Annotated in this window: 20 protein-coding genes; 7 read left to right on the top strand and 13 right to left on the bottom strand. The window is 67.0% G+C overall.

The window, feature by feature from the left end; translation table 11 throughout:
• Nucleotides 1-371 precede the first annotated feature (371 nt).
• Nucleotides 372-815 carry a DMT family transporter gene (locus MPPM_RS19360; RefSeq protein WP_096486454.1) on the top strand — a complete coding sequence of 148 codons (444 nt, stop codon included), beginning with the start codon at nt 372-374 and terminating at the stop codon, nt 813-815.
• 86 nt (nt 816-901) lie between these two features.
• Here MPPM_RS19360 and MPPM_RS19355 read toward each other — a convergent pair whose 3' ends face one another.
• A complete protein-coding gene (locus MPPM_RS19355; protein WP_096487933.1) occupies nt 902-2,947 on the bottom strand; it encodes an ATP-binding protein in 2,046 nt (681 codons plus the stop codon).
• Nucleotides 2,948-4,030: 1,083 nt separating this feature from the next.
• Nucleotides 4,031-5,056: a KpsF/GutQ family sugar-phosphate isomerase gene (locus tag MPPM_RS19350; protein ID WP_096487932.1), complete on the bottom strand. Its 1,026-nt coding sequence runs from the start codon at nt 5,054-5,056 to the stop codon at nt 4,031-4,033.
• A 269-nt stretch (nt 5,057-5,325) separates the two neighbouring features.
• Between MPPM_RS19350 and MPPM_RS19345 the strand changes: the two genes are divergently transcribed.
• On the top strand, nt 5,326-7,095 hold the full coding sequence (locus MPPM_RS19345; RefSeq protein ID WP_096486453.1) for an outer membrane beta-barrel protein: 1,770 nt from the start codon (nt 5,326-5,328) through the stop codon (nt 7,093-7,095).
• Nucleotides 7,096-7,098: 3 nt separating this feature from the next.
• On the opposite strand, the gene MPPM_RS19340 is transcribed toward MPPM_RS19345, so the two are convergent.
• The 9 genes from MPPM_RS19340 to MPPM_RS19300 all read right to left on the bottom strand — a co-directional run bounded on the left by MPPM_RS19340 (nt 7,099) and on the right by MPPM_RS19300 (nt 14,196).
• Nucleotides 7,099-7,662, bottom strand: a complete 564-nt coding sequence (locus tag MPPM_RS19340) for an AprI/Inh family metalloprotease inhibitor (protein WP_096486452.1) — start codon at nt 7,660-7,662, stop codon at nt 7,099-7,101.
• A 247-nt stretch (nt 7,663-7,909) separates the two neighbouring features.
• Nucleotides 7,910-8,734 carry a succinate dehydrogenase iron-sulfur subunit gene (locus tag MPPM_RS19335; protein WP_096486451.1) on the bottom strand — a complete coding sequence of 275 codons (825 nt, stop codon included), beginning with the start codon at nt 8,732-8,734 and terminating at the stop codon, nt 7,910-7,912.
• A gap of 61 nt (nt 8,735-8,795) precedes the next feature.
• On the bottom strand, nt 8,796-9,386 hold the full coding sequence (locus tag MPPM_RS19330) for a hypothetical protein (protein ID WP_244573354.1): 591 nt from the start codon (nt 9,384-9,386) through the stop codon (nt 8,796-8,798).
• A gap of 3 nt (nt 9,387-9,389) precedes the next feature.
• Nucleotides 9,390-9,746 carry a DUF5615 family PIN-like protein gene (locus tag MPPM_RS19325; RefSeq protein WP_280176334.1) on the bottom strand — a complete coding sequence of 119 codons (357 nt, stop codon included), beginning with the start codon at nt 9,744-9,746 and terminating at the stop codon, nt 9,390-9,392.
• Between the two features lie 5 nt (nt 9,747-9,751).
• Nucleotides 9,752-9,997 carry a DUF433 domain-containing protein gene (locus tag MPPM_RS19320; RefSeq protein ID WP_096486449.1) on the bottom strand — a complete coding sequence of 82 codons (246 nt, stop codon included), beginning with the start codon at nt 9,995-9,997 and terminating at the stop codon, nt 9,752-9,754.
• Between the two features lie 50 nt (nt 9,998-10,047).
• Nucleotides 10,048-11,865, bottom strand: coding sequence for a succinate dehydrogenase flavoprotein subunit (gene sdhA / locus MPPM_RS19315; protein WP_096486448.1), 1,818 nt, complete (start codon nt 11,863-11,865; stop codon nt 10,048-10,050).
• Between the two features lie 32 nt (nt 11,866-11,897).
• Entirely contained in the window at nt 11,898-12,317 is a 420-nt protein-coding gene (gene sdhD / locus MPPM_RS19310) for a succinate dehydrogenase, hydrophobic membrane anchor protein (RefSeq protein ID WP_096486447.1), read from the bottom strand.
• Nucleotides 12,318-12,328: 11 nt separating this feature from the next.
• Nucleotides 12,329-12,730: a succinate dehydrogenase, cytochrome b556 subunit gene (sdhC, locus tag MPPM_RS19305; protein WP_096486446.1), complete on the bottom strand. Its 402-nt coding sequence runs from the start codon at nt 12,728-12,730 to the stop codon at nt 12,329-12,331.
• A gap of 140 nt (nt 12,731-12,870) precedes the next feature.
• Entirely contained in the window at nt 12,871-14,196 is a 1,326-nt protein-coding gene (locus MPPM_RS19300; RefSeq protein ID WP_096486445.1) for an SLC13 family permease, read from the bottom strand.
• A 174-nt stretch (nt 14,197-14,370) separates the two neighbouring features.
• Here MPPM_RS19300 and MPPM_RS19295 point away from each other — a divergent pair, with 174 nt between their 5' ends.
• Nucleotides 14,371-15,264: a LysR family transcriptional regulator gene (locus tag MPPM_RS19295; protein WP_432419822.1), complete on the top strand. Its 894-nt coding sequence runs from the start codon at nt 14,371-14,373 to the stop codon at nt 15,262-15,264.
• Nucleotides 15,265-15,274: 10 nt separating this feature from the next.
• Here MPPM_RS19295 and MPPM_RS19290 read toward each other — a convergent pair whose 3' ends face one another.
• Entirely contained in the window at nt 15,275-16,609 is a 1,335-nt protein-coding gene (locus tag MPPM_RS19290) for an Nramp family divalent metal transporter (protein ID WP_096487929.1), read from the bottom strand.
• A 412-nt stretch (nt 16,610-17,021) separates the two neighbouring features.
• On the opposite strand from MPPM_RS19290, the gene mntR reads away from it, so the two are divergent.
• The 3 genes from mntR to MPPM_RS19275 all read left to right on the top strand — a co-directional run bounded on the left by mntR (nt 17,022) and on the right by MPPM_RS19275 (nt 18,203).
• A complete protein-coding gene (mntR, locus tag MPPM_RS19285) occupies nt 17,022-17,489 on the top strand; it encodes a manganese-binding transcriptional regulator MntR (protein WP_096486444.1) in 468 nt (155 codons plus the stop codon).
• 43 nt (nt 17,490-17,532) lie between these two features.
• Nucleotides 17,533-17,841 carry a hypothetical protein gene (locus tag MPPM_RS19280; RefSeq protein WP_096486443.1) on the top strand — a complete coding sequence of 103 codons (309 nt, stop codon included), beginning with the start codon at nt 17,533-17,535 and terminating at the stop codon, nt 17,839-17,841.
• Between the two features lie 158 nt (nt 17,842-17,999).
• The gene (locus MPPM_RS19275) at nt 18,000-18,203 is read left to right on the top strand and encodes a hypothetical protein (RefSeq protein ID WP_096486442.1); all 204 of its coding nucleotides are present in this window, start codon (nt 18,000-18,002) and stop codon (nt 18,201-18,203) included.
• A 44-nt stretch (nt 18,204-18,247) separates the two neighbouring features.
• Here MPPM_RS19275 and MPPM_RS29365 read toward each other — a convergent pair whose 3' ends face one another.
• The gene (locus MPPM_RS29365; RefSeq protein ID WP_017484515.1) at nt 18,248-18,460 is read right to left on the bottom strand and encodes a hypothetical protein; all 213 of its coding nucleotides are present in this window, start codon (nt 18,458-18,460) and stop codon (nt 18,248-18,250) included.
• 275 nt (nt 18,461-18,735) lie between these two features.
• Between MPPM_RS29365 and MPPM_RS19265 the strand changes: the two genes are divergently transcribed.
• Complete coding sequence (locus MPPM_RS19265; RefSeq protein WP_096486441.1) at nt 18,736-18,927, top strand: hypothetical protein; 192 nt, start codon at nt 18,736-18,738, stop codon at nt 18,925-18,927.
• Nucleotides 18,928-19,149: the final 222 nt, after the last annotated feature.

Raw genomic sequence — 19,149 nt, 5'->3', positions numbered from 1 at the left:
CGAGGGGCCATCGGCGGCGCTCGGGGCGCGCGCCGCGGGCGGCGTCGCCTGACCCGAGCGCCGCCCCGGTTCTTGGAACTGTCCTTTGGACTGTCCTTCCGGGGCCGCGGAGCGGAACCCGGACCCCACCCGTGAGGCGCCGTGCGGCGCGGGTGGGTTCCGGGTTCGCCTGCGGCGCCCCGGAATGAGGGGGGGAGGAGCCGGGCCGGGCGGCCTTCCGAAAAGGCTCGGCCTCGACCCGCCGGACCGACCCACTCGGTCGATCCATGGGCGCGACCCCGGCCCCCGCCGCGCCGGGCGGATCACGCGGCCGGGACGGCGCCGGTGTCGCACCCCCGAAACTTGGGCGCAGGCCCGGCGGATGACCGGCCATGTGGTTCCTCTACGCTCTCACGATCCTCGCCGGTCTCGCCAACGCGATCCAGCCGGGACAGAACGCGACCTTGTCGAAGTCGCTCGGCCTGCCGGTCACGGCGGCCCTGCTGACGCTCCTCGTCAGCACCGCCGGCCTGCTCGCCGGCGGCCTCGCGCTCGGAAAACTCGAAATCCCCACCGGCCAGCAGCTCGGACAGGTGCCGTGGTGGGCGTGGCTCGGCGGATTCTTGAGTATCCTGCTGATCCTGGCCCAGCTCTACGCCTCCCCCGCCATCGGTGCGGCGACCTTTTTGGGGATCATCGTGACGGTGGGCGTCCTCGCCTCGCTCGTGTTCGACCACTTCGGCTGGATCGGGTTTCAGGTGCACCCGGCGAGTTTTTGGCGCGTCGCCGGGGCGGTTTTGATGGTGGTTGGGGTGGGGCTGGTGGCGGCGTTTTAAGGATAATTTGCAGAGCAAGCCCTGGCGACAACATAAACTAGAAAGATGAAGTTACAATGAGATTTTCTGCGCAAATGCTGCGTCTACTATGTCGCCATATTCGCTGTTGAGTCGGCGATTTGCTCAAAATGATTCGGCTTATCTAATATTTCCTGAAGAACACTGAGTGCGTCTTTAGGAATAAAATCAACCTTATCTAATACCACAGTGTTAATAATATGCTGCATCAGGAGACCAGGCTTTTTTTGTCTGGCTATCGACAGCAGGTGCGGGAAAGCGTTGTAAATTTTATGTTCGTAAGTATGGTCGTCCGTAAATAAACATCTTTTATCAACCCTAAGAGTGAAATTTCCGCAGTATTCTGACTCCACGCTCTCATCTGGCGGAGATGAAAATACATGCTTACAAAATCGGTCTATCAATATCTGGTACTTGTCGTATGGCAGCATCAGAAAATCAATGTAACTCGTACTTTCATCTACGCCAATGATTGGCTTGTATTCTTTAAAATCGCGGCAAATAAGACCGCAAACAAGTAGTGGATCTAGTAGCACGTTTTCTAGACCATCTCGCGAGCCGTAGGCGATAACCGCAATCCTACTAGAGGGGCTGTGCTTTTTATCCCAATCTAATAACCCAAATACGGTTGTGTTTCCGCTTGTTGTAAGATCATTCACAAGCCGCTTTACGGCTTCGCACCCTGTATTTTCTTCATTTCCGCTCGAAGATCGTGTTCCTGTCGAGATAAATTCAAGTGAGCACTCGGAAATTATCTTCGACTTTACTGCTCGGTATAGGTCGCTATAGGTCTGTGCATCAGACGGGCTTTCGACAAAAACCTGCTTTCTTCCTCGATAATCTATAGATATTGTGGGGACGCCATCTGTCAGCACGTTCAATGAAGTGGCTTTTGATGTTTTCGAGAGGCCGAGGCCGTTCCCGCGCATTACATAAATAGATGATTCGTCTGACATCGCAACTGTAGACGGGGAGTGAGTCGTAGCTATTACTTTGATCTCAAAATCCCTTACCAGCGTATTTTTTATTGTTTCAATCAAGCCGTGTGACATTGAGGGATGCAGTGGGGCATCGATTTCATCGAGTAGCAGTAGCTTTGGATACGTGGAAATTTGACGCCGATCTTGTGAGTAATAAATGCAGAATGCAAACGACATGAGCACTTTCTCGCCTGACGACAAATTGCTAAATGCAAGCTGTGCTCCGGTCTTCTTTTTTGTAAGCCGAGGTTCGTAAGGTGAGTAACTGTAAAGGTGAGGGTGATTAATTTCGAAATCCAACCCCGCATTTGCGAGAGCGGCATTTACAAAAGTCCATGGGGCAGGGCCAAACTTCTTTTCAAATTGGTTGCTATCAAGAAAATCTGAGTCTTCGCCTCGCTGACTTTGTAGATTTGCAAGTTCGTTCTCAAGAAAAACATCCCTATAAGCCACGAATAGCCGTGAAAAGGACTGCTGAAATATACTACTCCCGCCCCAGCTGGGGATTGAATTCGAAAATATATCCTTGTCATTTAGGGAAAATATAGTTTTCTTAGTAATTGCTGCTAAGCTTCGAAGTTGTAGCGCATTATTGGGATCGAGGTTGCTGTAGACAGTATTCTCGGATTGTGTTATTGCGTTTTTTAGGTTGGTGTGAATGATTTCTGCTCTGCCTTCCTCTGGGAAATGTTTTCTTAGATCTTCAACGTCAAGCGATATCAGGCCCGCTATGTCGTCCAAATATATGTTGTTCAGTCCATATGAGCGAGCAACTGCCCTGATTGGCTCTAAATAATGTGGATTTTGCTTTATTCCATTTATCAGCTGGAAAAAGTATTGGCGCTCGTTTCGAAATGTCTCAGACGAAAATGATCCAGTATCTTGCGGAACAAGCGTAGACCAATCAAAAATCCTTATTTCTGTTTGGTTTCCTGCCGCCTGATTTGGCGCGCAGGTAGATCTTATGCTCCCGTTGTAAAGTGCTTGAAGTAGGTGGCTTTTTCCAGACCCATTTTTGCCTGTAATCATAGCAAAATCTGGAAGTTCGATTGTTGGAAATGAGCTTATAGACAGGTGAGTTGTCTGAAATGTAAGTTGATGCACCATTTTATTATCTCTAAAATCGTAGCGCATATGTTGTTGGTGTCTGATGCTGGCCCATCATGGGCTGCGCCGTCAAGAGTTCAGGTCATGTATCTTGCATTGCGCCACTTCACCCATAAAGCGATCTAGACTCGCAATTTATGTGATGTATGCCTGTTTTTATTAATGTGTTCCAATTGACAATTTTTTTATCAGTATGAATTCTATGGCTAGCAATTTTTCTGCTAAATAGTTCTTTGTGAGTTCGCGCTACAATTAGTTTTTGCTCCATCGGCGAATGTCAGTGGCGGATGCTGTGACACGTTGATTCGGGACATAACCCTTGACATCATAGACAAAAAATCCTACAACCCCTGCCACTCACCTCCCGGACCAACCGGGGGAGCTTTTCCGGTGACCGGCCGGCGAGGCTCGTGGGGAGGTGGGGCGGTTCCCGCGTCGGTGGCCCGGTCGCCATCGCCCCGGGCGCTGTGCGCGACACAACGCTGTCTCGGGATGGGGCCATAGGCCGGTCTCGGGTCGGCGCCCAGGAACAACCGGAGCCGGGCCCAATACGAGGTCCGGTGCGGACGAGTCCGCCCATAGCCGTCTGCCGAGGTTCCCTCTCCCCTCGCGGGAGGCGGGCCGAGGGTCCCACAGCGCCTAGATCCGGGGTCGATGCCGGTGGAGCGACCGTGACGCAAAAACGGAAGGGCGGCGTCTCCTGATAAGGACGCGACCCCTCCGCGGGACGCCGGGAGACCGGCACAGTGTCAAACAAGCATCCGGAGGTTTCGCGGCGTCCCGCGTCCCCCTCGGGGTTTGGTGAAGCGTGGATGCGTCCCCAGCCGGCCGATCGGCCAGCCGTCCTCCGGGCCTCGGTGCCGCGGGGGCGACCGTGTTTCCAGGCAAGCTCTTCGACCGGTCGGGGAAGCGGGCGCGATGGTCGAGCCTCGGTTCCAGGCCCGGGTTCCAAGCCCCGGTTGCAAGCCTCGGCCTCATCCTGAGGGGCCGGCGCGCAGCGGCGGCTTCGCGCGGTGTTCCCGTTCCCGCGCGATCCCTGGAGCACCGCTCAAAGCCGCTCACGCGGCACCTCAGGATGAGGGCGTGGGAGGGAAGACGGTGCGAGGCGCCTCAGGCCACGCCGGTGCGCAGCAGGTCGTGGTAGTGGACGAGGCCGACGGGGCGGCCGTCCTCCACCACCACCAGGGCGGTGATCTTCATCGCCTCCTGGATCTGCAGCGCCTTGGCGAGCAGGGTCTCGGGGGTGATCGTGCGGGGGTTCCTGGTCATCACCGCCTCGACCGGCATCCGGTCCAGGCCCTCGCGGGAGAAGATGGCGCGGCGCACGTCGCCGTCGGTGAGGATGCCGGCGAGCGCGCCGGCCGCATCGACCACGAGGACGGACCCGAACCCCTTGGCGTCGATCTCGGCCACGGCCGCCCGCATCGCGGTGCCGAGCGCCACCACCGGCAGGTTCTCCCCGCCATGCATGACCTCGCGCACCTGCCGCAGGGAGGCGCCGAGGCGGCCGCCGGGATGGAACACGGAGAAGTCGCGGGCGGAGAAGCCGCGGGCCTCCAGGAGCGCCACGGCGAGCGCGTCGCCGAGCGCGAGCTGCATCGCCGTCGAGGTGGTGGGGGCGAGCCCGTTGGGGCAGGCCTCCTTCGCCTTCGGGAGCGCCAGGCAGGTATCGGCCTCGCGGCCGAGCGTCGAGGCGGCGTTCGAGGTGATCGCCACGAGGCCGACGCGGTAGCGCCTCGTGTAGCCGATGATGTCGGCGAGTTCCGTGGTCTCGCCCGACCACGAGAGCGCCAGCACCACGTCGTCGGGCTGGATCATGCCGAGATCGCCGTGGCTCGCCTCGGCCGGGTGGACGTAGAGGGCCGGCGTGCCGGTGGAGGCGAAGGTCGCCGCGATCTTGCGGGCGACGTGGCCGGACTTGCCCATGCCGGTGCAGATCACCCGGCCGCGGGCGGCGCCGATCCGCTCGACGGCCCCCGCGAAGGGCTCGCCGAGCCCGTTATCGATCGCCGCCATCAGGCAGGCGAGGCCCTCGCGCTCGGTCTCGATGGTGCGCAGGGCCGAGGCGATGGCGGGCGCCCGCGCCGTCGCCTCGCGCGCCTCGTTCCTCTCCTCGATCCGCTGTGCCAGGGCCATGAAGCTGCGTTCCGTGCCGTCCGGGGCCGCGCGCACGGCGCCGGATCTCGATCTTGCTTTGCCGCGCCCTCTTCGCCCGCGACTGTGGCCGCAAGGCGGCTGGCCCCCGCGGTTCGCCGCGGGACGGGGCGGGCCCGTCCGCCGCAACGGCACGTTAACCATGTCCGCTGTAGCTCTCTTAACCATGGAGCGCCGCCCGGACACGGACGCCGCCCGTCCACGGGCCGCCGGCCGTATCCAGGACCCTCTGCAGGGAAAGAGCGCTGCCGGTGTCACGCGAGCGGCCGATCGGGGACAAGCGAGGGGGGCTCCGCGGCGCGCTCGCCCTGGCGCTTCTGCTCGGCCCGGTTCTCGCCTCCCCTGCCCCGGCGCAGGAGACGCCCGATCCGGCAGCCTCCGCGCCGTCGTCCGGCCCCGCCCCGACCCCGCGCAACGCCTCCGAACCCGCCACCGCCGGCCGCCCGCGCCGCTCCGCCTTCGACGCGCCGACGGCCCTGCGCGGCTCCGGCGCCTTCTCCGCCCCCGCCCCGCTCGGCAGCGAGACGGCGGGAAGCCCGGCGCCCGCCGCCTCGTCGGCCGAGGAGGAGCCGACGGTGGCGCGCCTGCCGCGCTTCCGCAGCGCGCCGAGCCTGCCCGGCTCCGCCACCGCGCAGGGCACGCCGGCCCGGCCCTCGCTGCTGCGCCTGCGCGCGGCGCCCCCGCGCCGGCTCGGCTCGGCGACCCGCCGGATTACCCAGGCCCGCACGCAGCAGACCGTCACGGATCTGCGCCTCACCCCGGTGATCCAGACGCCCGTCTCCGGCGTGCCGCTGCCGACGCCGATCCTCGGGCTCGGCCTGCCGAACGCCGCCGGGCTGCTGCTCGGCACGGCGCTGCGCCGGCCGATCCCGCCCGACACCGCCTACGCGCCGCTCGGCATCCGGCTCGGCACCTTCACGCTGCTGCCGGCCTTCACCCAGAGCGTCGGCTACGATTCGAACCCGGACCAGATCGGATCGACCCGCCCGCGACCCTCCCTGACGCTCCGCAGCGAGGCGGAACTGGCGCTGCGCAGCGAGTGGTCGGCCTCCGAACTCACCGCCGAGATGCGCGGCAGCTACCTCGAATATCCACAGAACCCCGAGGCGAGCCGCCCCAACGCCGTCGGCACCGCCCGGATGCGCATCGACGTCGACCGCGACACCCGCGTCGATCTCGAGACCCGCTTCCTGCTCGACAGCCAGCGCCTCGGCAGCCCCGATCTCGGCGCGGGCGGGGCGACGACCCGGCCGCTCTTCGCCAGCTACGGCGCGACCGCGGGGGTACAGGAGAACTTCAACCGGCTGCAGCTCTCCCTGCGCGGCTCGATCGACCGCTCGGTGTTCGAGGACGCGCAGCTCGGCAACGGCACCACGATCATCCAGAGCGACCGCGACGCCAACCAGTACGGCCTGCGCCTGCGCGCCGGATACGAGATCTCGCCGGCGATCACCCCCTTCGTCGAGACCTTCCTCGACACCCGGGTCTACGACACGCCGGTGGACCAGTTCGGCCTGCGCCGCGATTCCGACGGCATCGCCTTCACCGTCGGCGCGGCGGTGGCGCTCAACAGCACGCTGACGGCGGAGATCTCGGGCGGCCTGCAGCACCGCTCCTACGTCGACCGCACGCTGCAGGACATCAACGCGCCGGTCATCAACGCGGCGCTGGTCTGGTCGGTCTCGCCGCTCACCACCGTGCGGTTCAACCAGCAGACCGGCGTGATCGAGACCGCGGTGCCGGGCTCCAGCGGCGCCTTCACCGACGCCGCCACGCTCGAAGTGCAGCACGACCTGCTGCGCAACCTCTCGATCACCGTCGGCGGCGCCTACCTGTCGACCAACTACGACGGCGTGCGCATCCGCGAGCGGGGCTACTCCGCCACCGCCCGGTTCGATTACCGCTTCAACCGCTGGCTGGCCCTGCGCGGCAGCTACATCTACTCGACGCTCAACAGCACCATCCCGCTCTCGACCTACGAGGCGCACACGGTGCTGCTCGGGGTGCGGGTGAACCCCTGACGATCAGCGCGCCAGGGAGAGCGGCGCGCCGGATTTCGAGAGGGCGCCGTCGAGGCTGCCGCCGGCCTGCCGCAGGCGCGCGGCGACCGTGCCGCCCGGCTGGTAGAGGTAGACCTCGCCATCGCGAAAGTCCCAGGCCGAGACCTTGGCGAGATCCTTGTTGCCGCAGCCCGCGGTCGTGGCCTTGTAGAGGTCGAGCGAGGGCGTGCTCGACAGGGAGACCTTGCAGCTTCCCGCAGCGTCGGTGGCGTTCCACGAGCCCACCACCGAGGAACGGCCGGTCGCGACCACCGGCGGCGGCGCGGGCGGGGGCGGCGGCTCGAGCGCCGGGGACGGCGCGGCGGCGACGCTCGGGGGCGGCGGCTCGCCCGGGGCGGCGGAGGCGCCCGGCGGGGGCGCGAGCGGCTCGCTCGTCACCGTGCCGGCGGGCAGAGCGGGCGTGGCGGGTTCGAGCGCCGCCTGCGGCCGCGGACGCTCGCGGGGGCCCTCGAAGCGGTTCGAGGCGCAGGCGCCGACGCTCGCGGCCAGCGCGAGACAGGCGGCTTTCGACAGGAACCCACGCGTCATCAAAGACCCCTCACCCCAAACACGCTACGGTCGCGCTTGGCCTCGCGGGCAAATGCGCTTGCGGCAAGGCAGGCTGCGCGGCGGGGCCGGGAAAAGCCGCGCTCGGACCGGTTTTCGAGGGGGTGTGGCGGTGCTGCCGCACTCGGGGCAGCACCGCGGCACGGGCTATTCGTGGGAGGCTGAAACGCAAAGAGCCGCACCCGGATCGGGACGCGGCTCTCGCGAAGGGCGGTGTGCTTGGAAAAGATCAGACCTCGCGCTCGACCATCATCTTCTTGATCTCGGCGATGGCCTTGGCCGGATTGAGGTTCTTCGGGCAGGTGTTGGCGCAGTTCATGATCGTGTGGCAGCGGTAGAGCCGGAACGGGTCGTGCAGCCCGTCGAGGCGCTCGCCGGTATTCTCGTCGCGGCTGTCGATCAGCCAGCGATAGGCCTGGAGCAGGGCTGCCGGACCGAGGAACTTGTCGCCGTTCCACCAGTAGCTCGGGCAGCTCGTGGTGCAGCAGGCGCACAGGATGCACTCGTAGAGGCCGTCGAGCCGGGCGCGGTCCTCGGGCGTCTGCTTCCACTCCTTCTCGGGGGCGGGCGTTTCGGTCTGGAGCCAGGGCTCGATCGCCGCGTGCTGCGCGTAGAAGTTGGTCAGGTCCGGCACGAGATCCTTGAGCACCGGCATGTGCGGCAGCGGATAGATCCGCACCGCCCCGTCCTTGTCCTTGCGGGTCAGGAACGGCAGGGCGTTGTCGGGGGTCTTGCACTCGTCGATGCCCATGGTGCAGGCGAGCGCGTTCTGGCCCTCGATGTTCATGGCGCAGGAGCCGCAGATGCCCTCTCGGCAGGAGCGGCGGAAGACGAGCGTCGGATCGACCTTGTTCTTGATCCAGAGCAGGGCGTCGAGGACCATCGGGCCGCAATCGTCGCGATCGACCCGGTAGGTGTCGATGCGCGGGTTCTTCCCGTCATCCGGGTTCCAGCGATAGATCCGGAACACCTGGACGTTCTTGGCGCCGTCCGGTGCGGGCCAGGACTTGCCCTCGGTGACCTGCGAATTCTTGGGAAGGTTGAACTGGGCCATGTCTTGTCCCTGTGCCTTTGGGTGCGGCGGCCTGCGGCGCGCTCCGAGCTTCTGGAAAATCCTATTGCCGGCCGAGCCAGACGGTCATGAACCGTTCGGCCTCCGCCCGCGGCGGCTGCTTCGCGGCCGGACCGGACAGGCGGAACTTCACGAACTTCCCGCGCAGGCCGGTGAGGCAGAGCAGACTCTCGGTGGGGCCGAGGGCCGGGTGATCGATGGTGAAGCCGCGGCAGGCGAGCCGCGCTCCGGCAGGGCCGGGCACCCGCACCGCGCCGCGATCCTCGCTTCCGCGGTAGACGCCCTGCGCCACCGCCGTTCCGATGTCGGTGGCCGCCTGCGCGAGTTGCCCGGTCACCGTCGGCGAGGACGGCCCGTCGGGGATGTTCGCAACGCTGCCGTCGTAGACGTAGATGTCCGCCTTCCAGCGGCCGTTGGTGTAGACCACAGAGTAGCCGAGGCCCGGCGCGCGGGCCTCGTAATCCGTGCGCGGACCGCGGGCGAAGCCGGCGACCTCCGCGGGGAAGTCGAAGTCCGGCCCCCGCGCCGCCGCCGGCAGGGCGAGCAGCAGCGTGGCGAAGGCAGCGAGGGCGATGCGGGCGGGGGCAAAGTGCCGTGAGCCCACCCGACCGGCCGGATGAAGAGATCGGATCATCGTCTAATCGTCTGCGAGGGAACGAAGCCGCAGGCGCCCCGTCTCGACCGTCAAGAGTGCGCCGGTGACAAGTTCGTCTTCCATGCGGGCGATGGCCTGCGCGACGAGTGGTCCGACATGGCTGGACAGGGTGATGTCCGTCCGGAGTTGGACGACGCTCGGCTTCGAGGCTCCGGTACTCACGAGCAAGGTTCCGAAATCGAGATCGTTCGTCAGGATCGTGCGATCCTCGACGCGGGCCCACTCGGCGATGTCCTCGTCGGGCGCGTCCTGTGGACCGACGCTCGACCAGTGAACGGCGTCGTGACCCAATCCCTGCAGGTAAGTCACCCAATCCGTCGACAGGTTCATGTCGATCACGAGCCTCACGCGGCGGATTCGAGTTCGAGTTCGCGCGACTGGGCGAGCCATGCGCCGTATCGCATCGCTTCGAGGACATCCTCCCGTTCGAGGTAGGGATAGCCCTGAAGCAATTCCTCGATGCTCGTTCCTCCGCCGAGATTGCCGAGAATCATGCCGACGGTCACGCGCATCCCGCGGATGCAGGGTTTGCCGCCCATCACCGCAGGATTGACCGTAATCCGCGGAAAGCCCTTGAAGGTCCGTGTCATGAGATCATCCCGCTCAGATATGATCAGGCGGCCTCGTCACCTGCTTCCGATCAGTACACCCGCGCCTTCGGTTCGATATACTGGATGTCGTTCGACATCGTGTAGGTGTGGACGGGGCGGTAATCGATCTCGACGCCGTGCTTGGACTGGTCGAGCCACGCCAGGGTGTGCTTCATCCACTCCTTGTCGTCGCGGTCGGGGAAGTCCTCGCGGGCATGCGCCCCGCGGCTCTCCTTGCGGTTGACCGCCGATTCCATCGTCACGACCGCCTGACCGATCAGGTTGTCGAATTCGAGCGTCTCGAGCAGGTCGGTGTTCCAGACGAGCGAGCGGTCGGTGATCTTGATGTCCGAGACGCCGCGCCAGACGTCGTGGATCAGGCCCTTGCCCTCCTCCAGCACCTCGCCGGTGCGGAAGACCGCGCAGTTGTTCTGCATGGTCCGCTGCATCCGGTCGCGCAGCTGCGCGGTCGGGGTGGAGCCGTCGGCGTAGCGGAAGCGGTCGAGGCGCGAGAGCGCCTTGCCGGCCGAGTCCTTCGGCAGTTCCGGCTGGCGGGCATCGGCCTCGACGATGTCGGCGCAGCGCAGGCCCGCGGCGCGGCCGAACACCACGAGGTCGATCAGCGAGTTCGAGCCGAGACGGTTGGCGCCGTGCACCGAGACGCAGGCCGCCTCGCCCAGCGCCATCAGGCCCGGCACGACGGTGTCGGGGTCGCCGTTCTTGAGGGTCAGAACCTCGCCGTGGAAGTTCGTCGGGATGCCGCCCATGTTGTAGTGGACCGTCGGCAGGACCGGGATCGGCTCCTTGGTCACGTCCACGCCGGCGAAGATCTTGGCCGATTCCGAGATGCCGGGCAGGCGCTCGTGCAGGATCTTCGGGTCGAGATGGTCGAGGTGCAGGAAGATGTGGTCCCCTTCCTTGCCGACGCCGCGGCCGTCGCGGATCTCCATGGTCATGGAGCGGGAGACCACGTCGCGGGAGGCGAGATCCTTGGCCGACGGCGCGTAGCGCTCCATGAAGCGCTCGCCCTCGGAATTCGTCAGGTAGCCGCCCTCGCCCCGCGCGCCCTCGGTGATGAGGCAGCCGGCGCCGTAGATGCCGGTCGGGTGGAACTGCACGAATTCCATGTCCTGCAGCGGCAGGCCGGCGCGCAGCACCATGGCGTTGCCGTCGCCGGTGCAGGTATGGGCCGAGGTTGCCGAGAAGTAGGCGCGGCCGTAGCCGCCGGTGGCCAGGATCGTCTGCTGGGCGCGGAAGCGGTGGATCTCGCCGGTGGCCTGATCTATGGCGATGACGCCGCGGCAGCGGCCCTCCTCGTCCATGATCAGATCGAGGGCGAAATACTCGATGAAGAACTGGGTCTTGTTCTTCACCGCCTGCCCGTAGAGCGTGTGGAGCATGGCGTGGCCGGTGCGGTCGGCCGCGGCGCAGGTGCGCTGCGCGGTGCCCTTGCCGTAATCGGTGGTCATGCCGCCGAACGGGCGCTGGTAGATCTTGCCCTCTTCCGTGCGGGAGAAGGGCACGCCCCAGTGCTCCAGCTCGTACACGGCCGCGGGGGCGTTGCGCACGAGGTACTCGATCGCGTCCTGGTCGCCGAGCCAGTCCGAGCCCTTCACGGTGTCGTACATGTGCCAGCGCCAGTCGTCCGGCCCCATATTGCCGAGCGAGGCGGAGATGCCGCCCTGGGCCGCAACGGTGTGCGACCGGGTCGGGAACACCTTGGTGATGCAGGCGGTGCGAAGCCCGGCCTGCGAGCAGCCGACCGTGGCGCGCAGGCCCGCGCCGCCGGCGCCGACGATCACCACGTCGAAGGTGTGGTCGATGATGGAATAGGCGGGTGCGCCGCCGCTCGTTCCGTTGGAAGCCATGAGCGATGAATCCTCGGTTTCCGTGCCGGCGATCAGGCGAGGCCGCCCAGGCTCACGCGGATGATCGCGTAGAGGCAGGCGGCGGCCACCGCGACCGCGTAGAAGGTGTTGGCGATGAGCGCCGCGAACTTGAGGCCGTGGCTGTGCACGTAGTCCTCGATCACGGTCTGCATCCCGAGACGCATGTGGATCGTCACCGACACCACGGCGAGGATCAGGATGATTGCAACGAGCGGGTGCGACACCAGCGCGACCGCCTGCGGATAGGTCCGCCCGGCCATCAGCGCGATGATCACGACGAAGGCGAGCATCAGCAGCGCGTTCGAGGCGCCGGTCAGGCGCTGCAGCCAGAAATGGCCGGCGCCGTGGCCCGAAGCGCCAAGGCCCTTCACCCGGGCGCGGGGCGTGCGCATCGAGAGCGCGGTGTTCTGGCGGTTGTCGACCTGGGACATGGGTGAGCCTCTCAGCGCACGAGCAGGGCGACCGCCCAGATCACGACGGTCAGGGTGATGGAGCCGATCAGCGTCGCGCGGGCGAGCCCGAGGCGCCGGTCACGGTCGAAGCCGTAGCCGGCATCCCAGATGAAGTGGCGGAGGCCGCCGAGCATGTGGTGCATCAGCACCCAGGTGTAGGCGAACAGGATGGCGCGCCCGATCAGCGAGCCGAAGAACCACGCCACCGTATCGTAGGCGCGCGGACCGGAGGCGAGCGCTACCAGCCAGACCGCGACGAGGAAGGTGCCGCCGTAGAGCGCCGTGCCGGTGATGCGGTGGAACACCGACATCGCCATGGTCCAGGTCCAGCGGTAGATCTGGAGATGGGGCGAGAGCGGCTGGGCGACCGTGGGTCTGACGGTAGGGTTCATCGCGGCTCACGATCCTCGCGTCGAAGACTGGATAAATTCCAGGGAAGGGTTAGGGCGGCGGGCTCCAGCCGGCAATGGCGGTGCTGCAGTGCAGCATTGGTCAAGCTGACGATCGCGCGGATCTGTCTCACGGGCTCTCCTCACGCGAGCCGCCCGATCAACCGAAACCAGAGATAGGCGAGCGGGGTCGCGACGAGGAGCGACGCGACGCCCGTGGCGAGTGTCAGCTTCGTCGCGTCGGCGAGCGACAGGCGTCCGAGATCCATCGTCATGATGATGGGCGGCGCCTGATAGGGCAGGAACAGGGTCGAGTAGCCGACGACCTGCACCATCAGCACGCTCATGAGATCGAAGCCGCTGGCGCGGGAAAACTCCTCCGCCAGCGCCGTATAGAGGGCGGGCGCGCCGTTGGCGGTGGCGGTGAACAGGAAGCCGATCGACAGGCCGGTGAGCGTCGCGAAGTTCTTGGCTGGCGCGCCGGGCTCCAGCGGGGCGACCGAGAGGAGCGCGTGGCCGAGATCGGCGCCGAGCCCGGTCTCGTTGACTACCGCCGTCAGCCCGAACAGGGCGGCGACGTAGAAGCAGGTCCGCAGCGGGATCTCACCGAAACTCTGGGACGACAGGACGCCGATGCGCGGCAGCAGGCAGATCACCGCCGCGGCGAGGCCGATCCAGGCGGGCGGGATGCCGTGCCAGCCGTCGGTGAGCCAGAGCGCCAGCATCACCGCGAGGATCACCGAGAGGCGCCGCTCTGCGCCCGAGGGCGGCGGCAGCGGGGCCAGCTCGGGCCGCTTCCCGTCGAGACGGTCGGGGAAGATCAGCACCGTGCAGGCGACGAGGATCGCGCCCTTCACGAAGCCCAGAACGGGGGCGTGCAGAAAGAGATAGGGCAGATAGTTGAGATGGATCCCGAACAGCGTCTCGGCGGTGCCGGCCATGACGAGGTTCGGCACGTTGGCGGGCAGGATCGCCGCCGAGAGCATCGGCGTCGCCACGCCGAAGGCGAGCAAGGCCCCCGTCCGGCCCGGACGCCCGGCCTCCAGCCCGAAGGCGTCGCAGAGCGCGATCACCACCGGCACCATCAGGGCGATGCGCCCGAGATTGGACGGCATCACGAAGGCGAGGGCGAAGGAGAAGGCGACGAGCCCAGCGACGAAGCCGGGATAGGAGGCCGGCAGCCGGACGGCCAGCGCGCGCGCCAGCCGGTCGCCCAGGCCGGTGCGGTTCATGGCGAGCCCGACCACCATGCCCCCCGTCACCAGCCAGAAGGCGGAGGAGGCAAATCCCGAAAAGACCGTCTGCGCCGGCGCGAGCTTGAGCAGCATGGCGAGCGCGAAGAACATCAGCGCCGTGACGATCTCGGCGACGAGGCCGGTCGCCCACAGCCCCATGCACAGCACGAGCAGGCCCCCGGCCGCGACGACCGTGCCCTGTCCCCCGATGATGCTGGCGGCTGCGGCTCCCATGGGCGCGCTTCAAACGCGAATTGGAACGGTTCGCAATTCGGCTTTGGTGGTGGGTGCCTTCGCCGTTGGCGAAGGCTGGTGCCGTGCTCACGAGGGCGTGATAGGCTGTGCGGCCGGCTCTGGCTCCACGGCGCGCGAAAGCACGTACCTGAGGTTCGAAATCGGGCTCACCCCATGATGCGCTTCGATCTCGTCGATCTGAACCTGTTCCGCCACATCGTCGAGGCGGGCTCGATCACCCACGGGGCGGAGCGGGCGAACCTTGCGCTCGCCGCCGCCTCGGCAAGGGTGCGGGCAATGGAGGAGTCGCTCGGCGCCGCGCTGCTGCTGCGCGGGCGCCAGGGGGTGACGCCGACGCCCGCCGGCCGCGCCCTGCTGGCCCATGCCCGCGAGATTCTGGGCCAGATCGAGCGGCTTCAGGGCGACCTGTCCGTGTTTGCCGGCGGCGCCGTCGGGCAGATCCGGGTCCTGTCGAACACCAACGCGCTCACCGAATTCCTGCCCGAGGCGCTCTCCGCCTATCTGGCGCTCCACACCGGGATCAGCGTCGATATCGAGGAGCGCACCTCCGACGAGATCGTCGGCATGGTGGCCGATGGGGCGGCCGATCTCGGCATCGTCGCGGGCACCGTCGATACCGGCACGCTCCAGACCTTCCCCTTCCGCCACGACCGCTTCGTCGTGGTGGTCGCGACCGGCCACGCGCTGGCCCGCCGCAAGAGCGTCGGCTTCGCCGAGGTGCTGGAGCACGACCTCGTCGGCCTCGACCGGCCAAGCGCGCTGACCCGCTTCCTCGCCGAGAAGGCCTCCCGCATCGGCCGGCCGATGCGGCTGCGGGTGCAGCTGCGCAGCTTCGACGCGGTCTGCCGCCTCGTGGAGTGCGGCGTCGGCCTCGGCATCGTGCCGGAGACCACGGCGCGGCGGGCATGGCGGACGATGGCGATCGCCCTCGTGCCGCTGGAAGATTCTTGGGCCGCACGCGACCTCAAGCTCTGCCTGCGCGATCTCGCGGGCCTGCCGCCCTTCGCGCAGGATTTCGTGACGCATCTGCGCGCCGCCGAGGCATGAGGCGCGGCCGTCAGGCGCCGGTGAGCGTGTCGATCAACAGCTTCACGTTCAGGGTCACGATGATGGCGGCGATCACCCAGGACAGCCCCTTCAGCCAGCCCGGGATCACGAAGGCGCCCATCAGCCGCCGGTCCGAGACGAAGTGCACCAGCGGGATCACTGCGAAGGGCAGCTGCATCGAGAGCACGACCTGGCTCAGCACGAGGAGCCGGGCCGTGCCCTGCTCGCCGTAGAGGGCGGTGACGATCACCACCGGCACGATGGCGATGCCCCGCGTCACCAGCCGCCGGGCGAAGGGCGGCAGGCGCAGCCGCAGGAAGCCCTCCATCACGATCTGGCCGGCGAGCGTCGCCGTCACCGTCGAGTTGAGGCCCGACGCCAGCAGCGCCACGGCGAACAGGGTCGAGGCGAGGCCGACGCCGAGCAGCGGCGAGAGCAGCTCGTAGGCCTGCTCGATCTCCTCGACATCGGTGCGCCCGCCCGCGTGGAACACGGACGCGGCCATGATCAGGATCGCGGCGTTGACGAACAGCGCCAGCATCAGCGCCACGGTTGAATCGGTGACGGCGAAGCGCAGCGCCTCGCGGCGGCCCTCGTCGGTGCGGGGATAGGCCCGCGTCTGCACGATCGAGGAGTGGAGGTAGAGGTTGTGCGGCATCACGGTGGCGCCGATGATGCCGATGGCGATGTAGAGCGCGGCCGGGTTGGTCACGATCTCCCGCGAGGGCACGAAGCCGCCGAGCACCGCCTGGATCGGCGGCGCGGCCATCGCGATCTGCAGGCCGAAGCAGACGAAGATGATCGTCAGGAGGCCGATCACGAAGGCCTCCAGCGCCCGGAATCCCCGGCGCAGGAGCAGCAGCACCACGAACACGTCGAGCGCGGTGATGATGGCGCCCAGCGTCAGCGGGATGCCGAACAGCAGCTTGAGGGCGATCGCCGTGCCGATCACCTCGGCGAGGTCGCAGGCGATGATCGCCGCCTCGCAGATCAGCCACAGGGCGATGCTGACGGGCCGCGAGGTGCGCTCGCGGCAGGCCTGGGCGAGGTCGAGGCCGGTGGCGATGCCGAGCCGTGCGGCGAGTGCCTGCAGCACGATCGCCATCAGGTTCGAGAGCAGGATGACGGAGAGCAGGGTGTAGCCGAACTGGGCGCCGCCGGCGATGTCGGTGGCCCAGTTGCCCGGGTCCATGTAGCCGACCGAGATCATGTAGCCTGGCCCGAGGAAGGCGAAGAGCCGCCACAGCCAGGATCCGCCCGCCCGCACCGGCACGCTGGCGTTGAGCGCGCCGAGGCTCGGCTCCGCGGAGGCTTGTCCGGGCGGGGCCGGCCGAACCTGATCCATCACCGCTTCCATTCGCATCGAGGTGCCCGTTTCCCCCGGCTCCGGTCCGCCGCTCCCCCAGGAGGGCCGACGGGACGGCGCGGCGCGGGAGGTGCGCCCGCTCCCCCGCGCCGGTCGGGACGATACAGTCTTATAGCTTTAGCTATAAAGCTGTGCCGAAGCTGTGATCAAGAGGATCCGGGACCGGGTTCCCGCGCGCGGTGCGCATAGGTTAAACAGGTCGCCACGAACGACCCGCGACACCCGGCGGATCGCCCGCCGGCGCCGCAGCGTGATCCGTGGCGCGTCGCCCGTGCGGCGCGTGTTTCGTGAACCATGTCGATCAGGTGGGGCGCGGGCCAGCCGGGCCGCGCCCGGGAACGGAGGAGCCCGCCGCCTCATGCAGGACGCGTCGCGAGATATGGGGCGAGAGATGAGGCAGAAGCCGGCACCGGAATCGCACCGTGCGGGCGCGGACGCGCCGCTCGTCGATGCGGAGGTCCATGTCGAGAGCTTCCGTCAGGCCCGCGAGGCGCGCCGTCTCGAACTCGTGGAGGATTACGTCGAGCTGATCGCCGACCTGATCGGCGATGGTGGCGAGGCGCGGCAGGTCGACATCGCCGCCCGCCTCGGCGTGGCCCAGCCGACGGTCGCCAAGATGCTCAAGCGCCTCGCCGAGGACGGCCTCGTGCAGCAGCGGCCCTATCGCGGCGTGTTTCTCACCGCGGCCGGGCAGGCCCTGGCCGAGCAGTCGCGGGAGCGTCACCGCATCGTCGAGCGCTTCCTGCGCGCCGTGGGCGTCAGTGCCGAGACGGCGCGGCGCGACGCGGAGGGCATCGAGCACCATGTGAGCGCCGAGACGCTGGAGGCGTTCCGCCGCTTCGCCGACGCGAAGTCGTGAGCGGCGATTCCGACCGCAGGCGCGTTCCGAGGACCCGATACCGATGGACCAGACCCAGCAACTCGCCGCGCTCGCCGCCGTCAGTGCGCGCCACGATGCGGCGGTGACGAACCTCGCCGAGGGGCTCGCCGAACTCGGCGCCAAGCAGGTGGCCCACCAGATGGCGGTGGGCTTCCTGGCAAGCGTGCTGCGTTCGATCGATTCCGACCATTACGACGAGCGCCTCGAGGGCTACCTCGCCATGCTGCGTGACGTGCTGTTCCGAGACGATCCGGACGCGGCGCTCGCCAAGACCGTTCTGGAGACGATCGAGCGCTCCCTGCGCCCCTCGCAGGCCGAGGACGAGGCTTGAGGGACGAGGCCTGAAGGCCGCCCGTCCGCTGCCCGTCCGCCGCGGGCCCGGGGAGGCGCCCGAGGATCGGCGGCAGGCAGCCGGCCGCAAGCAAATGTGAGCCGTTCACGGTGCCGCCGCGCCTTGGTGGAGGTCGAGGGGCATGGCACGATGTCCGGATGCCTGACCGGAACGACCACCCCTACTCCATCGACGTGCGCCCGTGCTGGCGGCGTCCCGGTCGCTTCGTCTGCTCCATCGTCGAGAAGGGCGCGCCCCGGCGCTACGGCCCGCAGAGCTACGGAACCTTCGACGAGGCTCGCCGCGCCGCCCAGGCGCGGCTGCGCCAACTCGTATTCGAGTGGCAGCTCGTCGGCTCCTGATCCCGCCGCCGCACAGACGGGCCGGACGGCCCGAACTTGCGGGGTCAGACCTGGTCGGCGTCGGCGGTCTGGGCGTACTGAACCAGGGCGGCCATCTGGGCCGGCGCCCGGAACACCCGTCCGTCGGTGGTCTCCACGTAGACGTCCGAGGCGCCCATGCTTGCGAAGGTCATGGCCCGCTCGGCGGCCCTCGCTCCGAGCGCGTGCGGCTCCCTCGAAGGGCCTGAAGGCGCGGTCCAATGAACGGTATAGTGCATGGCGTTCTCCTGTTGGGGCTCTCAGCATAGGGCAGCCGGCCGCCGATCGCGAGGGGCCGCCGGAGGTTCGGGGCGACGCCGCCATGCGACCGACGCCGGTGCGGGAAGCGCATTCAGCAACCGCGGACACCTGCGATCCCGTTTCCGGCGACGAGAGGCGCCCCCGCCCCGGCCTCATCAATTCTGCATCATACTGCCGATCAGGCGGCGCCTTGTGGGTTCGCCACGCGTTCTCCGGGCTCGGGGCGCTTTTGCTTCGCGCATGGGAGAACGACATGAGGAAGCCGGAAAAGCCTGGCACGGAGGCCGGCAAGACGCAGGAGGGTGGTGCGCTCGGGAACATCGACGAGCAGACCGGGCATCCCGGCAAGGGCACGCCGGGGGCGACGGTCAAGCCCGACGACAATCCCGACCCTTCGAAGGACCCCAAACCGGAAATGCCGGAAGATCGGAGGCCGAAACGCTGACCGCCCGGCCCTGCCGGTGATGCGGGCGCCGCCGCGATCCGGCGACGCGCTCGACCGAGCGCTCGCCGGCCGAGCCACGTTCGGTGGTGTCCGCACCACGTTGCCGGTCCCGCGGTCGCCTGAGCGAACAGGGCCTCCGACCGGTTTCCCCGGCTCCGCAGGACTTGCCGCAGGGCCCCGCCCCGGCTACTCACGGACGAGCTCTCAACCGTCGTTTCGCGC

The sequence above is a fragment of the Methylorubrum populi genome (genome assembly GCF_002355515.1).
Taxonomy (GTDB): Bacteria; Pseudomonadota; Alphaproteobacteria; order Rhizobiales; family Beijerinckiaceae; genus Methylobacterium; species Methylobacterium populi_A.
Note: the sequence above shows the minus strand (reverse complement) of the source record. Positions and strands in the feature narration are given on the sequence as shown.

Coding starts and splice junctions, on each gene's coding strand:
- MPPM_RS19360 (WP_096486454.1), top strand. CDS start 372: ATGTGGTTCCTCTACGCTCTCACGATCCTCGCCGGTCTCGCCAACGCG.
- MPPM_RS19355 (WP_096487933.1), bottom strand. CDS start 2,947: ATGCGCTACGATTTTAGAGATAATAAAATGGTGCATCAACTTACATTT.
- MPPM_RS19350 (WP_096487932.1), bottom strand. CDS start 5,056: ATGGCCCTGGCACAGCGGATCGAGGAGAGGAACGAGGCGCGCGAGGCG.
- MPPM_RS19340 (WP_096486452.1), bottom strand. CDS start 7,662: ATGACGCGTGGGTTCCTGTCGAAAGCCGCCTGTCTCGCGCTGGCCGCG.
- MPPM_RS19335 (WP_096486451.1), bottom strand. CDS start 8,734: ATGGCCCAGTTCAACCTTCCCAAGAATTCGCAGGTCACCGAGGGCAAG.
- MPPM_RS19330 (WP_244573354.1), bottom strand. CDS start 9,386: ATGATCCGATCTCTTCATCCGGCCGGTCGGGTGGGCTCACGGCACTTT.
- MPPM_RS19320 (WP_096486449.1), bottom strand. CDS start 9,997: ATGACACGGACCTTCAAGGGCTTTCCGCGGATTACGGTCAATCCTGCG.
- sdhA (WP_096486448.1), bottom strand. CDS start 11,865: ATGGCTTCCAACGGAACGAGCGGCGGCGCACCCGCCTATTCCATCATC.
- sdhD (WP_096486447.1), bottom strand. CDS start 12,317: ATGTCCCAGGTCGACAACCGCCAGAACACCGCGCTCTCGATGCGCACG.
- sdhC (WP_096486446.1), bottom strand. CDS start 12,730: ATGAACCCTACCGTCAGACCCACGGTCGCCCAGCCGCTCTCGCCCCAT.
- MPPM_RS19300 (WP_096486445.1), bottom strand. CDS start 14,196: ATGGGAGCCGCAGCCGCCAGCATCATCGGGGGACAGGGCACGGTCGTC.
- MPPM_RS19295 (WP_432419822.1), top strand. CDS start 14,371: ATGATGCGCTTCGATCTCGTCGATCTGAACCTGTTCCGCCACATCGTC.
- MPPM_RS19290 (WP_096487929.1), bottom strand. CDS start 16,609: ATGGATCAGGTTCGGCCGGCCCCGCCCGGACAAGCCTCCGCGGAGCCG.
- mntR (WP_096486444.1), top strand. CDS start 17,022: ATGAGGCAGAAGCCGGCACCGGAATCGCACCGTGCGGGCGCGGACGCG.
- MPPM_RS19280 (WP_096486443.1), top strand. CDS start 17,533: ATGGACCAGACCCAGCAACTCGCCGCGCTCGCCGCCGTCAGTGCGCGC.
- MPPM_RS19275 (WP_096486442.1), top strand. CDS start 18,000: ATGCCTGACCGGAACGACCACCCCTACTCCATCGACGTGCGCCCGTGC.
- MPPM_RS29365 (WP_017484515.1), bottom strand. CDS start 18,460: ATGCACTATACCGTTCATTGGACCGCGCCTTCAGGCCCTTCGAGGGAG.
- MPPM_RS19265 (WP_096486441.1), top strand. CDS start 18,736: ATGAGGAAGCCGGAAAAGCCTGGCACGGAGGCCGGCAAGACGCAGGAG.